Origin of the sequence: Streptomyces sp. NPDC052023 (assembly GCF_044548465.1) — a bacterium.
GTDB lineage: Bacteria > Actinomycetota > Actinomycetes > Streptomycetales > Streptomycetaceae > Streptomyces.
The window spans coordinates 16,440-29,868 of sequence record NZ_JBIUBW010000022.1 but is presented as its reverse complement, the minus strand read 5'-3'; the positions used below and the strand labels follow the sequence as shown (position 1 = coordinate 29,868).

10 protein-coding genes are annotated in these 13,429 nt (G+C 70.7%); 6 read left to right on the top strand and 4 right to left on the bottom strand.

Annotated elements, in window-relative coordinates; genetic code table 11:
• Positions 1-84: 84 nt before the first annotated feature.
• The 4 genes from ACIHCM_RS31525 to ACIHCM_RS31510 all read left to right on the top strand — a co-directional run bounded on the left by ACIHCM_RS31525 (position 85) and on the right by ACIHCM_RS31510 (position 5,229).
• Complete coding sequence (locus ACIHCM_RS31525) at positions 85-663, top strand: TerD family protein (RefSeq protein WP_086172259.1); 579 nt, start codon at positions 85-87, stop codon at positions 661-663.
• A gap of 60 nt (positions 664-723) precedes the next feature.
• On the top strand, positions 724-2,727 hold the full coding sequence (locus ACIHCM_RS31520; protein ID WP_399903348.1) for a TerD family protein: 2,004 nt from the start codon (positions 724-726) through the stop codon (positions 2,725-2,727).
• Positions 2,728-2,969: 242 nt separating this feature from the next.
• Entirely contained in the window at positions 2,970-3,968 is a 999-nt protein-coding gene (locus ACIHCM_RS31515; RefSeq protein WP_399903345.1) for a TerC/Alx family metal homeostasis membrane protein, read from the top strand.
• Between the two features lie 160 nt (positions 3,969-4,128).
• The gene (locus ACIHCM_RS31510; protein ID WP_399903342.1) at positions 4,129-5,229 is read left to right on the top strand and encodes a calcium:proton antiporter; all 1,101 of its coding nucleotides are present in this window, start codon (positions 4,129-4,131) and stop codon (positions 5,227-5,229) included.
• 31 nt (positions 5,230-5,260) lie between these two features.
• Here the strand turns inward: ACIHCM_RS31510 and ACIHCM_RS31505 are convergent, their stop codons facing one another.
• Positions 5,261-6,538, bottom strand: a complete 1,278-nt coding sequence (locus ACIHCM_RS31505) for an MFS transporter (RefSeq protein WP_399903339.1) — start codon at positions 6,536-6,538, stop codon at positions 5,261-5,263.
• Positions 6,539-6,632: 94 nt separating this feature from the next.
• Positions 6,633-7,679, bottom strand: a complete 1,047-nt coding sequence (locus ACIHCM_RS31500; RefSeq protein ID WP_399903336.1) for a S66 peptidase family protein — start codon at positions 7,677-7,679, stop codon at positions 6,633-6,635.
• 102 nt (positions 7,680-7,781) lie between these two features.
• Here ACIHCM_RS31500 and aroQ point away from each other — a divergent pair, with 102 nt between their 5' ends.
• Positions 7,782-8,255, top strand: coding sequence for a type II 3-dehydroquinate dehydratase (aroQ, locus tag ACIHCM_RS31495; protein ID WP_399903333.1), 474 nt, complete (start codon positions 7,782-7,784; stop codon positions 8,253-8,255).
• A gap of 493 nt (positions 8,256-8,748) precedes the next feature.
• On the opposite strand, the gene ACIHCM_RS31490 is transcribed toward aroQ, so the two are convergent.
• Together ACIHCM_RS31490 and ACIHCM_RS31485 are read right to left on the bottom strand one after the other, a co-directional pair.
• A complete protein-coding gene (locus ACIHCM_RS31490; RefSeq protein WP_399903331.1) occupies positions 8,749-9,405 on the bottom strand; it encodes an MBL fold metallo-hydrolase in 657 nt (218 codons plus the stop codon).
• 50 nt (positions 9,406-9,455) lie between these two features.
• A complete protein-coding gene (locus ACIHCM_RS31485) occupies positions 9,456-10,160 on the bottom strand; it encodes a maleylpyruvate isomerase family mycothiol-dependent enzyme (protein ID WP_399903328.1) in 705 nt (234 codons plus the stop codon).
• 223 nt (positions 10,161-10,383) lie between these two features.
• On the opposite strand from ACIHCM_RS31485, the gene uvrA reads away from it, so the two are divergent.
• Positions 10,384-13,410, top strand: a complete 3,027-nt coding sequence (uvrA, locus tag ACIHCM_RS31480) for an excinuclease ABC subunit UvrA (RefSeq protein ID WP_399903325.1) — start codon at positions 10,384-10,386, stop codon at positions 13,408-13,410.
• The last annotated feature ends 19 nt before the right edge of the window (positions 13,411-13,429 follow it).

Here is a 13,429-nt window from a genome sequence, read left to right as displayed (position 1 = left end):
CGTCGCTGTCAGTGCCCCTGCGTAAGGTGCTCGTCATCCGCGGCTTCGCGGCAACAGGGGAACGCTCGAGAGGGGAATCAGCGCGTGACCGTCAACATGACCAAGGGTCAGGCCATCAGTCTGCAGAAGAACGACGGCGGCAGCCTGACGGCGGTGCGCATGGGTCTCGGCTGGCAGGCGGCCCCGCGGCGCGGCCTGTTCGGCTCGCGCACGCGGGAGATCGACCTTGACGCCTCCGCCGTCCTGTTCGCGGACAAGCAGCCGGTCGACGTCGTCTTCTTCCGCCACCTGGTGAGCGACGACGGCTCGGTGCGCCACACCGGCGACAACCTCGTCGGCGGCGTCGGCCAGGGCGGCGACGACGAGGCGATCCTCGTCGACCTGCAGCGTCTCCCGGTCCACATCGATCAGATCGTCTTCACCGTGAACTCCTTCACGGGCCAGACCTTCCAGGAGGTGCAGAACGCCTTCTGCCGCCTCGTGGACGAGACCAACGGCCAGGAACTCGCCCGCTACACGCTCGCCGGTGGCGGCGCCTACACGGCGCAGATCATGGCGAAGGTGCACCGCGTGGGGACGGGCTGGTCCATGACGGCCCTGGGTACCCCGGCCAACGGCCGCACCTTCCAGGACCTGATGCCCTCCATCCTGCCGCTCCTCTGAGACGGCGGGCCCCGGGCGAGCGGCACACGACGACAACAGGCACACAGGGGGATTGAGGCGATGACGGCCGAGCTGGTGCGGGGGCAGAACCATCCGCTCTCCCAGGCCCGCCTGGAAATCAGGGTCTCGGCCGGCAAGCCGATCGTGGCCGTGGCCACGCTCAGCGACGAGCAGGGCAAGGTCCGGGACACGGAGCGGGTCGCCCACCCGGGCGCACCCACCCTGTCCGGCCTGGAGGTTCCCCGCCAGGCCGCCGCGGCCCATCGGCTCGCGGTGGACCTGGACGCCATGCCGGACACCGTGCATCGCGTCCATGTGCTGCTCGCGCTGCCCACCGGCGCCGGGGGGCCGTCCCGCTTCGGTGCCGTGGCCGCTCCCTTCGTCGCGGTCACCGGGCTGGACGGCACCGAGCTCGCCAGCTTCACCCTCACCGGTCTCGAAGCCGAGACGGCCGTCGTCGCCCTGGAGCTCTACCGCCGCCAGGACGCCTGGAAGGTGCGTGCCGTCGGCCAGGGTTACGCCGGCGGTCTCGCCGAACTCTTCGCCGACCAGGGCCTGCCCCAGGCCCAGCAGCTCGCCGGCGCCATCAACGACGCGGTGGCCCAGGGCCTTGCCCGCTCGGTGGCGACGCCGCCGCCCCGTACGGCCGACGCCGACCGCGCCCGCCAGGCCGCCGCACCGGCGCCTGGTTCGGACCACGCCGGGACGCCCTACGGCGCGCAGTCACCCCAGGGCACCACGGCGGCACACACGGGCTACCCCGCAGGTACCGGTCCCACCGACCCGTCCACCCCGGACCAGACCGGCCCGTCCGCCCTCACCCAGCCGTCGGTGCCCGCGGGCGGCCCGATCGACTACAACCACCCGCGCCGCCGGAACTCTGCGCCGCCCCCGCCCCCGCCGGCCGCTCCTGCGACGGCGACCGGCGGGCCCGCCCGGCCCGTCGCGGGCGACGCGACCGGCTGGTCCATGGACGAGCGGCTCTACAACCAGGTGTGGGGCATGTTCGAGGACCTGGCCCGCACCGCCGCCGCCTACCGCAGCGCCGTCGACTTCGCCGAGTCGCGGATGGACAAGGAGCTGGAGGCGGTCCTGTCCGACCCGCGCAGCCGCATCGGCGGACAGGCCGACGCCGCGCGCGAGGCGGCCCGTGCCAGGCACAGCCGGCTGGTGGACGAGGCCAGGCAGGCCTTCGACCGTGACGTCGCCCAGCTCGCCGCCGAGACCGACGTGGTCGAACCGGCACTGCCACCGGCGTACGCCCGCTGGGACAACCCCGTCTGGCACGGCTACCGCGTACCGATGGAGATGCCCATGGCGCTTCGCCTGGGCGACCTGCATCTGCCGGAGTCCGCCGAGCTGCGGATCCCGATGCTGGTCCGGCTGCCGCTGGAACGAGGCCTGTGGATCGACAGCGGACGTGCCGGGTCCTCCGACGGCCTGTTCCACGACGCGCACGACCTGCGTCGCCTGGCGATGGAGTCGGCGGTGGCGCATGTGGCGCGGCTGCTCGCGGTGCACCCGACGGGCGAGTTCACCGTCTATGTCATCGACCCGGCCGGCTCGGGCGCGCAGACGCTGGTCCCGCTGGTGCAGAGCGGGGTGCTCGCGGCCCCGCCCGCGATCGGTGCGGCAGGGGTGGCGGACGTCCTGGGCACGCTGACCGGGCGGGTCGACCTGGTGCAGATGGCGGTCCGTGGCGGTGCGGCCGACGCTCTCCCGCCGGGCTTCGACACCTCCCAGAACCTGGTGGTGGTCAACGACTTCCCGCACGGTTTCGACGACCGGGCCGTCACGCAGCTGCGCTACCTGGCCGACGAGGGCCCGGCCGTCGGCGTCCATCTGATGATGGTCGCCGACCGGGAGGACGCCACGGCCTACGGGCCGTTGCTCGACCCCCTGTGGCGCTCGCTGCTGCGCCTGACGCCGGTGCCCGACGACCACCTCGCCGACCCGTGGGTGGGGCATGCCTGGACCTACGAGCCGTCGCTGGTGCCGCCCGGGAGCCGAGTGCTCCAGCAGGTGCTCGACCAGGTCGCCGCCGCCCGTCCCAAGCATCGGTAAAGCCCATCTGACCAGGGCACTTGGCTTTTATTTTGCCTTTACTTTGCCAAGCGCTTTACCTTTCCTTGGTGATGGGGGTACTCTCTTCCGTGCGGAGGGGAGTACTCCCTGACTACTGCGGCGTCCCCGTCAATACGGATCAGGCCAGATCCCGGGGCGTCGGCCCACTTATGGGTGGAAGAGACCTCCGGCAGCGACGACGCTGACCTGCCTGTTCGCCGTTACGTACTGCCGGAGGCGCAGTGGATGTTTCCCCGACCCTATGGGTCCTGACCATCGTGGGACTTGCCGCGCTCATCGCGGTCGACTTCTTCATCGGGCGCAAGCCCCACGACGTATCGATCAAGGAAGCCGGGATCTGGACCGTCGTCTGGATCGCCCTGGCCGGACTCTTCGGCCTCGGCCTTCTGCTCTTCGGCGGGGGACAGCCCGCCGGTGAGTTCTTCGCCGGATTCATCACCGAGAAGTCGCTGAGCGTCGACAACCTCTTCGTCTTCGTCCTGATCATGGCGAAGTTCGCCGTGCCCTCGCAGTACCAGCAGCGGGTGCTCCTCGTCGGTGTGCTCATAGCCCTGGTGCTGCGTGCGATCTTCATCGCCGCGGGTGCCGCGATCATCGCCAGCTTCTCCTGGGTGTTCTACATCTTCGGTGCGTTCCTCATCTGGACCGCCTGGAAGCTGATCAAGGAGGCCCGGGCCGAGGAGGAGGACGAGGAGTACGAGGAGAACAAGCTCCTCAAGGCCGCCGAGCGCCGCTTCGGCGTGGCCGACCGCTACCACGGCACCAAGCTGTGGATCCAGGAGAACGGCAAGCGGGTCATGACCCCGATGCTGGTCGTGATGCTCGCCATCGGCACCACGGACGTCCTGTTCGCGCTCGACTCCATTCCGGCGATCTTCGGTCTCACGCAGGACCCGTACATCGTCTTCACCGCCAACGCCTTCGCGCTGATGGGCCTGAGGCAGCTGTACTTCCTCATCGGTGGCCTGCTGAAGAAGCTGGTCCACCTGTCGTACGGCCTGTCGATCATCCTCGGCTTCATCGGCGTCAAGCTGGTGCTGCACGCCCTGCACGAGTCCGGGGTCCACGTTCCGGAGATCAGCATCCCGGTCTCCCTCGGCGTGATCTGCACCGTCCTGATCGTCACCACGATCACGAGCCTGACGGCCTCCCGCAAGCAGGCGGCGGCCGAGGCCGAGGGGCGCGGCGAAGGTGCTCCGAAGGACAGCATCGACGTCTGACTGCGGCAGCCGCAGCGACACCATCGGGAGCGGTGCCCGGCGACCCGCCGGGCACCGCTCCCGCGGCTCGCGCCCGTGAGCCATGACGCCGGCGTCCCGCGCCCGTCGGCTTCCGCCCGGCCGGAATGCGGGGTCCGACCCCGTCTGGGACGATCTCCGCATGATCGCCAGGCTCAGGTCACTCGCCCATGGATGGACGTCCCTGGTGCCGGTGCTGGCGGCGGTCCTGCTCGTCCTCACCTGGGGCCGGGACGTGCCGGCCGGCGTCGTCGTGCTGATGACGGTCGTCCTGGCGGGCGCGGTCCTCTCCGCCGTGCACCACGCCGAGGTCGTCGCCCACCGGGTCGGCGAACCCTTCGGCTCCCTCATCCTCGCCGTCGCCGTCACGGTCATCGAAGTGGCGCTGATCGTCGCCCTCATGGTCGACGGCGGAGACAAGAGCGCCTCCCTGGCCCGGGACACGGTCTTCGCCGCGGTGATGATCACGTGCAACGGCATCGTCGGCATCAGCCTTCTGGTGGCCTCCCTGCGCCACCGCACGGCCGTCTTCAACCCCGAGGGCACCGGCGCCGCCCTCGCGACGGTCGCCACGCTGGCCACGCTCAGCCTGGTGCTGCCGACGTTCACCACCAGCAAGCCCGGCCCGCAGTTCTCGACCGTGCAGCTCACCTTCGCCGCGGTGTCCTCACTGATCCTCTACGGCCTGTTCGTGGCGACCCAGACCGTCAGGCACCGCGACTACTTCCTCCCCATCACCCACAAGGGCGAGGTGATCACGGTGGACGACCACGCCGCCGCCCCGTCCACCCGCACCGCCTCGATCAGCCTCGCACTGCTGTTGCTCGCGCTGGTCGGCGTGGTCGGCCTGGCGAAGGGCGTGTCGCCGACGATCGAGTCGGGAGTCTCGGCCGCCGGCATGGACCACGCCGTCGTCGGTGTGATCATCGCGCTGCTGGTGCTGCTCCCGGAAACCATCGCCGCACTGCGCGCCGCGCGCCGCGACCGCGTGCAGACCAGCCTCAACCTCGCGCTCGGCTCCGCCATGGCCAGCATCGGCCTGACCATCCCCGCCGTGGCCCTGGCATCCATCTGGCTCTCCGGACCACTCATCCTGGGCCTCGGCGCCACCCACATGGTGCTCCTCGCGCTGACCGTCGTGGTCGCCTCCTTGACGGTGGTGCCGGGCCGGGCGACCCCGCTCCAGGGAGGCGTCCACCTGGTGATCCTGGCGGCGTATCTGGAGCTGGCGGTCAACCCGTGAGGGTCTGATCGCCCGGCGCCGGCCCCCGGGATCAGCCGGCCGCGACCTCCGCCTCCGCGGCACGCACGCCCGTCGGCCGCGTCTCCGGAAGCAGCGCGAAGCATCCAAGACTCAGCAGTGCGAGGCCGGTCAGATAGGCGCCCACGCCCCATGGCACCCGGCCGCCCTGTTCGGCCAGTGCCGTCGCCGCGATCGGGGTCAGCGCCCCTCCGAGCACGCCGCCGAGGTTGTAGCCGACCGCGGCACCCGTGCAGCGCACGCGGGGCTCGTACAGCTCCGGCAGATACGCGGCGATCACCCCGAACATCGTGACGAACGCGACCAGCGCGACCAGGAAGCCGAGGAAGATCAGCAGTGGGGCGCCCGTCGCGAGCAGGGCGACCATCGGGAACATCCACAGGGCGGCCGCCGCGCACCCGATCAGGCACAGTGGCCGCCGCCCGTACCGGTCGCCGAGCGTCGCCGCCACCGGCGTCAGCGCGCCCTTCATCACGACGGCGGCCATGATGCAGGTCAGCATGACGGTACGGCTCACTCCGAGCCGTTCTGTCGCGTACGCGAGGGACCAGGTGGTCACGGCGTAGAAGATCGCGTAGCCGACGGCCAGCGCTCCGGCGGTCAGCAGCACCAGTCGCCAATGGTCGCGCACGACCTCGGCGAGCGGCACGCGCGCGTAGTCGTCGATGCCCAGGAAACTGGGGCTCTCGGTGAGCGACGAGCGCAGCCACAGCCCCACCAGGGCCAGCACGCCGGCGGCCCAGAACGGCACCCGCCACCCCCACGCGGCGAACTGGGCGTCGCTCAGCGTCGCCGACAGCGTCAGCACCGCGCCGTTCGCCAGCACGAAGCCCACCGGCGGGCCCATCTGCGGAAAGCTCGACCACAGCCCACGCCGGTCGGCCGGGGCATGCTCCGCGGTCAGCAGGACGGCCCCGCCCCACTCGCCACCGAGCCCGAGGCCTTGCAGAAACCGCAGAGCGAGCAGCAGCAGGGGAGCGGCCACACCGATCGAGTCGTACGTGGGTACACAGCCGACGGCGACCGTCGACGCGCCGGTGAGCAACAGCGAGCCGACGAGGACCGGCCGGCGTCCGTGCCGGTCCCCGATGTGCCCGAACAGCACGGAGCCCAGCGGCCGCGCCACGAAGCCGACGCCGAACGTCGCGAAGGCGGCCAGCGTCCCGGCCAGCGGCGAGAACGTCGGAAAGAACAGCGGCCCGAGGACGAGGGCCGCCGCGGTCCCGTAGACGAAGAAGTCGTAGAACTCGATGGCCGTCCCGGCGAGCGAGGCGGCCGCGAGCCGCAGCATGGAAGGTGCCCTTACGGAGCGTACGTCTTGCATGCCGCGTCAACTACCCACGGTGACGGCCGGTTACGGGGGCGCGCGGAGGTGCGGGCGTGTCTCAGTAGGTGACGGTGATGCGCCGGGCGGGACCGTCGACGCTGATCAGGCCTCCGTAGGGGATGACGAGTTGGGGATCGGTGTGCCCGAGGTCCACGTCGAAGACGACCAGGGTGTCGGGGGCGTACGCCCGCAGCGCGCGCAGTACGGCATCGCGCTGATCGGCGGCGTAACGCGCCCCCTCCTCCGGGGTGTTGGGACGGTCGAAGGACCACGTCTTGGGGCGGCCCATCAGCAGCGCGGGGAAGCGCCGCAGGAGCCCGCGCTCACCCATGTTCCGGAGCGTGCTGTAGACCTCCGTGGCGCTCGGCATCTCTTCGGAGGTCTCCAGGAACAGCACCCCGCCGTCGTACTCCGACAGATCGGGCGCGATCTCGCGGTCGGCCATCAGCAGCCGGCCTACGATCTCCAGGCAGCCGCCCCAGCCGCGGCCCTCCACGACGCGGTCGGCGTTGATCCAGGTCCAGCCGTCGCCGGGCCGGGTCTCGGGTTCGGCGTCGAAGGTCGCCGGGTCCGCCCAGTCGCGGCTGACGTCACGCCAGCGCTCGGCGGGCCGCAGTTCGTACGGGCCGGACGTGAACAGCGCCGCACGCACGGACTCGGCGGTCTGGGGGTGCAGGGCGCCCGGACGGCCCAGCTCGCACATCACGGACGCCCCGTGATAGCCGACGATGCCGCAGTTGCGCAGGAAGGCGAGCAGGTTGGTGTTGTCGCTCATGCCGAAGAAGGGCTTCGGGTGGGACCGGATCAACTCCCGGTCCAGCAGCGGCAGGACGGTGATCTGGTCGTCGCCGCCGATCGAGGCGATGACCGCCTTGATGTCCGGGTCGGCGAAGGCGGCATGGATGTCGCCGGCCCGTTCCTGGGGTGTCGAGCCCATCCTGCGAGTCGCCGGGTACTCCACCGGTTCGAGGCCGTACTCCTTGCGCAGCCGCTCCAGGCCCAGCTCGTAGGGGAGCGGGAAGAGCCCCGGCAGCCCGGCGGAGGGCGATATCACGGCGATCCGGTCGCCGGGTGACGGCTTGGGAGGGTACTCGGGTGTGGTCATGAGGGGAGGTTACGAGGGGCATCGCTGCCGGCGCATCGTGATAAACCGGGTCTGAGCGGCGGTCCCCGCGGGCCGCCCGACCCCGACCGGACCGGAGGAACCGTGCCCCGCACCCTGGCCAGCGCCCCGATCATGATCCTCAACGGGCCCAACCTGAACCTTCTCGGGCAACGCCAGCCGGAGATCTACGGCTCCGACACCCTCGCCGATGTCGAGGCCCTGTGCGCCAAGGCGGCCGCCGCGCACGGTGGCACCGTGGATTTCCGGCAGTCCAACCACGAGGGTGAGCTGGTCGACTGGATCCACGAGGCACGGCTCAGCCACTGCGGGATCGTCATCAACCCCGGCGCCTACTCGCACACGTCCGTCGCGATCCTGGATGCGCTCAACACCTGCGACGGGATGCCTGTGTTGGAGGTACACATCTCCAACACCCACCAGCGGGAGTCGTTCCGGCACCACTCGTACGTCTCGCTGCGCGCCGACGGGGTCATCGCGGGGTGCGGTGTCCAGGGGTACGTGTTCGGGGTCGAGCGGGTCGCGGCGCTGGCCGGGGCGGCACAGGCCGACGCATAGCCGGCCGCGCGCAGCGCGGCCGGCACGGGTTGCCCGGGCCGCCGGCCGAGGGCGGGGATCGAGGACCGGCGGCCCATTCCGCGCGGCTGCCGTCGTCCCGCGCGGGGCTGCTACCAGTTGACCGCGCAACCACGCGCCCGGGGAGCGCGCGCGGGCGACCCGCGTGTGCAGAGGATTCACACGGGGCGCGCGTCCTGAAGTTCGCGCCTCGGCGGGATTCCGGGACCGCTGTGGACTTCCTGGGCGCCTGCGGGCGTCCGGGGCCCGCCGGTGGACGTGCGGGGCCGCTCTGGACGTCCGAGTCTTCGGTGAATGCGAGGCCCGCTGTGGACGTCCGGGTCGCCGTTTGACGCACGAAGCCCCTACGGACGCTCCGCTCTCCGGGGAACGCGGGGCCGCTGTGGACGTCCGGGGCGCCGTGGGACGTACGAGCCCCCGATGGACTTCCGGAAACCCCGGTGGACGCACGAGACCCCCGTCGACGTCCGGAATCTCACCACCCGCGCGCGTGCCACTCCGGCAGGTGCGGCCGCTCCGCGCCGAGCGTGGTGTCGTTGCCGTGGCCCGGGTAGACCCAGGTCTCGTCCGGGAGCGTGTCGAAGATCTTCGTCTCGACGTCGTGGATCAGACGCGCGAACGCCTCTGGATCCTTGCGGGTGTTGCCCACGCCGCCCGGGAAGAGGCAGTCGCCCGTGAAGACGTGCGGATGCCCGTGCGGGTCGTCGTAGACCAGGGCGATGGAACCCGGCGTGTGCCCGACGAGGTGGCGCGCGGTGAGCTCCACGCGACCCACCCGGATGACGTCGCCGTCGTCGACGAGGACGTCGGTCGGCACGGGGATGCCGTCGGCGTCGTCGCGGCCCGCATGGGTGCGGGCGCCCGTGGCCGCGACGACCTCGGCGAGGGCCTGCCAGTGGTCGCCGTGCTGGTGCGTGGTGACGACGGACGCGATGCCGTCGTCACCGATCATGCCGAGCAGCGTGCGCGCGTCGTTGGCCGCGTCGATCAGCAACTGCTCGTCGGTGGCCCGGCAGCGCAGCAGATAGGCGTTGTTGTCCATCGGGCCCACCGCGATCTTGGTGATCATCAGGTCCTTGAGCTCGTGCACGTCCGCCGGGCCACCGACCGTCACCTGTCCGCTGTACGTCATGCCGGTCAGTCTAGGGCGGCAGAGGTACGGCGAGCAGGGCATCGGCGCCGCTACAACGGGGGCAGCGACGGCAGCGGCCCGCCCTCGACGGTCAGGCCGGAGCCGTCCCGGCGCCCCGCGAGCCAGCCGAGCAGGCCGGCCGGGGAGCCCGTGACGGTGATCAGGGCGTCGCCCGCCCCCCGGTCCGCCTCCGGGGCCCGGCCCGTGCTCCACGCGCGCGTGCCGTCCGTCAGACGTGTGGGCGGGACGCCGGGGTGGCCCGCGAACCGGTCGGCGAGGAAGTCGATCTCCCGCTCCGAGAACTCGGCCGAAAGGTCCTCCAGCTCGTAGCCGATGCCGAGGTCGACGTGGTGCAGCTCGACCTCGGCCCAGCGCCGGAACGGCACCCGGGACGCGGAGTCGGTCACGCCGTTGCGCAGCTCCACCGTGCGCGACCAGTCGGCGGGCACGTCCCCCAGTTCCTGGAAACGGGCGGCGCTGTCCCGGACGTCGGCGAGCTGGGCGGCGAGGGGGCGCGGGGTGTCCCGCTCGATGTCGGCGTCCCGGGCCTCGGCGGAGACGTACATGGGACGGCCCTCCAGGACGTTCACCAGGGCGTCCGCGTTGCGGGCGAGATGGGCGAGCACATGACCGCGGCTCCAGCCGGGAAGCCGTGACGGTTCGGTCACAGCCGCGTTGTCCAGCTTGGCCGCTGCGGTGAGCAGCCGTTCCGTCGCGTCTCGTACAGACGCCAGGTCACGCACGTGATCAGTCATGACGCCGACCCTAGCCCCGCCACTCCTTCGGGTGAAGGCGGTGAACCCCGGCCGTAAATCGAATGCGCGTGCTATATGGTCGGCAGTGGCGTCGGGCATGCTGGAGAGCCGGGGATTGTTATGCAACCGGGAATCCGACCGGCGTTGTCAGTGGCTCCCCCTAGTCTGAGAAAGCACGGGGGCCCCGCCCCTGTCACTTCTCTCAAGAAAGGTGCGGACCGGCGTGGCCGACCGTCTCATCGTCCGTGGCGCGCGCGAGCACAACCTGAAGAACGTCTCGCTCGATTTGCCTCGTGACTCGCTCATCGTCTTCACGGGCCTGTCGGGTTCGGGCAAGTCCTCCCTGGCCTTCGACACCATCTTCGCCGAGGGCCAGCGCCGCTATGTGGAGTCGCTCTCCTCGTACGCCCGCCAGTTCCTGGGCCAGATGGACAAGCCGGACGTCGACTTCATCGAGGGTCTGTCCCCGGCGGTCTCCATCGACCAGAAGTCGACCTCGCGCAACCCGCGCTCGACGGTCGGCACCATCACCGAGGTCTACGACTACCTGCGTCTGCTCTTCGCGCGCATCGGCAAGCCGCACTGCCCCGAGTGCGGCCGCCCGATCTCGCGCCAGTCGCCGCAGGCCATCGTCGACAAGGTCCTGGAGCTGCCGGAGGGGAGCCGCTTCCAGGTGCTCTCGCCGCTGGTGCGGGAGCGCAAGGGCGAGTTCGTCGACCTCTTCGCCGACCTCCAGACCAAGGGCTACTCCCGCGCGCGGGTGGACGGCGAGACGATCCAGCTCTCCAGCCCGCCCACGCTGAAGAAGCAGGAGAAGCACACCATCGAGGTGGTCATCGACCGCCTCACGGTGAAGGACTCCGCCAAGCGCCGCCTCACCGATTCCGTCGAGACCGCGCTCGGTCTGTCCGGCGGCATGGTCGTGCTCGACTTCGTCGACCTCCCCGAGGACGACCCCGAGCGTGAGCGCATGTACTCGGAGCACCTGTACTGCGCGTACGACGACCTGTCCTTCGAGGAGCTGGAGCCGCGCTCGTTCTCCTTCAACTCCCCCTTCGGCGCCTGCCCCGAGTGCACCGGTATCGGCACGCGCATGGAGGTCGACCCCGAGCTGATCGTCCCGGACGAGGACAAGTCCCTCGACGAGGGCGCGATCCACCCCTGGTCGCACGGGCACACCAAGGACTACTTCGGCCGCCTGATCGGCGCCCTCGCGGACGCGCTGGGATTCCGGACCGACATCCCCTTCGCGGGCCTGCCGCAGCGCGCCAGGAAGGCCCTGCTGTACGGGCACAAGACCCAGATCGAGGTCCGCTACCGCAACCGGTACGGCCGCGAGCGGGTGTACACCACGCCCTTCGAAGGCGCCGTCCCCTTCGTCAAGCGCCGGCACAGCGAGGCCGAGAGCGACGCCAGCCGTGAGCGCTTCGAGGGCTACATGCGCGAGGTGCCCTGCCCCACCTGTGAGGGCACCCGCCTGAAGCCGATCGTCCTCGCGGTCACGATCATGGAGAAGTCGATCGCCGAGGTCTCCGCGATGTCGATCGCCGACTGCGCGGACTTCCTGGGTGAGCTGAAGCTGAGCGCGCGGGACAAGAAGATCGCCGAGCGCGTCCTGAAGGAGGTCAACGAGCGGCTGCGGTTCCTGGTCGACGTGGGCCTCGACTACCTCTCGCTGAACCGCGCGGCCGGCACCCTGTCCGGTGGCGAGGCCCAGCGCATCCGGCTGGCCACACAGATCGGCTCCGGCCTCGTCGGCGTCCTGTACGTCCTCGACGAGCCGTCCATCGGCCTGCACCAGCGGGACAACCACCGGCTGATCGAGACCCTGGTCCGGCTGCGCGACATGGGCAACACGCTCATCGTCGTCGAGCACGACGAGGACACCATCAAGGTCGCCGACTGGGTCGTCGACATCGGCCCCGGCGCGGGCGAGCACGGCGGCAAGGTCGTGCACAGCGGCTCCCTGAAGGAACTGCTCGCCAACGCGGAGTCGCAGACCGGCCAGTACCTCTCCGGGAAGAAGTCCATCCCGCTGCCGGACATCCGCCGCCCCCTCGACCCCACCCGCCGGCTCACCGTGCACGGCGCCCGGGAGAACAACCTTCAGGACATCGACGTGTCCTTCCCGCTGGGCGTGTTCACGGCCGTCACCGGTGTGTCCGGCTCCGGCAAGTCGACGCTGGTCAACGACATCCTGTACACGCACCTGGCCCGCGAGCTGAACGGCGCGAGGAACGTGCCCGGCCGGCACACGCGCGTGGACGGCGACGACCTCGTCGACAAGGTCGTCCACGTCGACCAGTCGCCCATCGGCCGCACCCCGCGGTCCAACCCGGCGACGTACACCGGAGTGTTCGACCACATCCGCAAGCTGTTCGCCGAGACCACCGAGGCGAAGGTGCGGGGCTACCTGCCGGGCCGCTTCTCCTTCAACGTCAAGGGCGGCCGCTGCGAGAACTGCGCCGGTGACGGCACGATCAAGATCGAGATGAACTTCCTCCCGGACGTGTACGTCCCGTGCGAGGTCTGCCACGGCGCCCGGTACAACCGGGAGACCCTGGAGGTCCACTACAAGGGCAAGTCCGTCGCCGAGGTCCTGAACATGCCGATCGAGGAGGCGCTCGACTTCTTCGAGGCCGTCCCCGCGATCGCCCGGCATCTGAGGACCCTGCACGACGTGGGCCTCGGCTACGTCCGCCTCGGCCAGTCGGCGACCACCCTCTCCGGCGGTGAGGCCCAGCGTGTGAAGCTCGCCAGCGAGCTCCAGAAGCGCTCCACGGGGCGCACGGTCTACGTCCTGGACGAGCCGACCACCGGTCTGCACTTCGAGGACATCAGCAAGCTGCTGAAGGTCCTGTCCGGCCTGGTCGACAAGGGCAACACGGTCATCGTCATCGAGCACAACCTCGACGTGATCAAGACCGCCGACTGGCTCGTGGACATGGGCCCCGAGGGCGGCGCCGGAGGCGGCCTCGTCGTCGCCGAGGGCACCCCCGAGGAGGTCGCAGCGGTGTCGACCAGCCACACCGGCAAGTTCCTGCGGGAGGTCCTCGGCGCCGACCGGATCAGCGACGCCGCCGCGGTGCCGGCCCCACGCAAGACCGCGGCCCGCAAGACGGTCGCGGCCAAGGCGCCGGCGAAGCGGACCGCGACGGCCAAGGCGATCAACAACACGGGCGCGAAGAAGGCGGCCGGGGCCACCAAGAAGGCCCCCGCGAAGAAGACGACACGGGCCAAGAAGGCCTGAGCCGGCACATGAAGGGGCG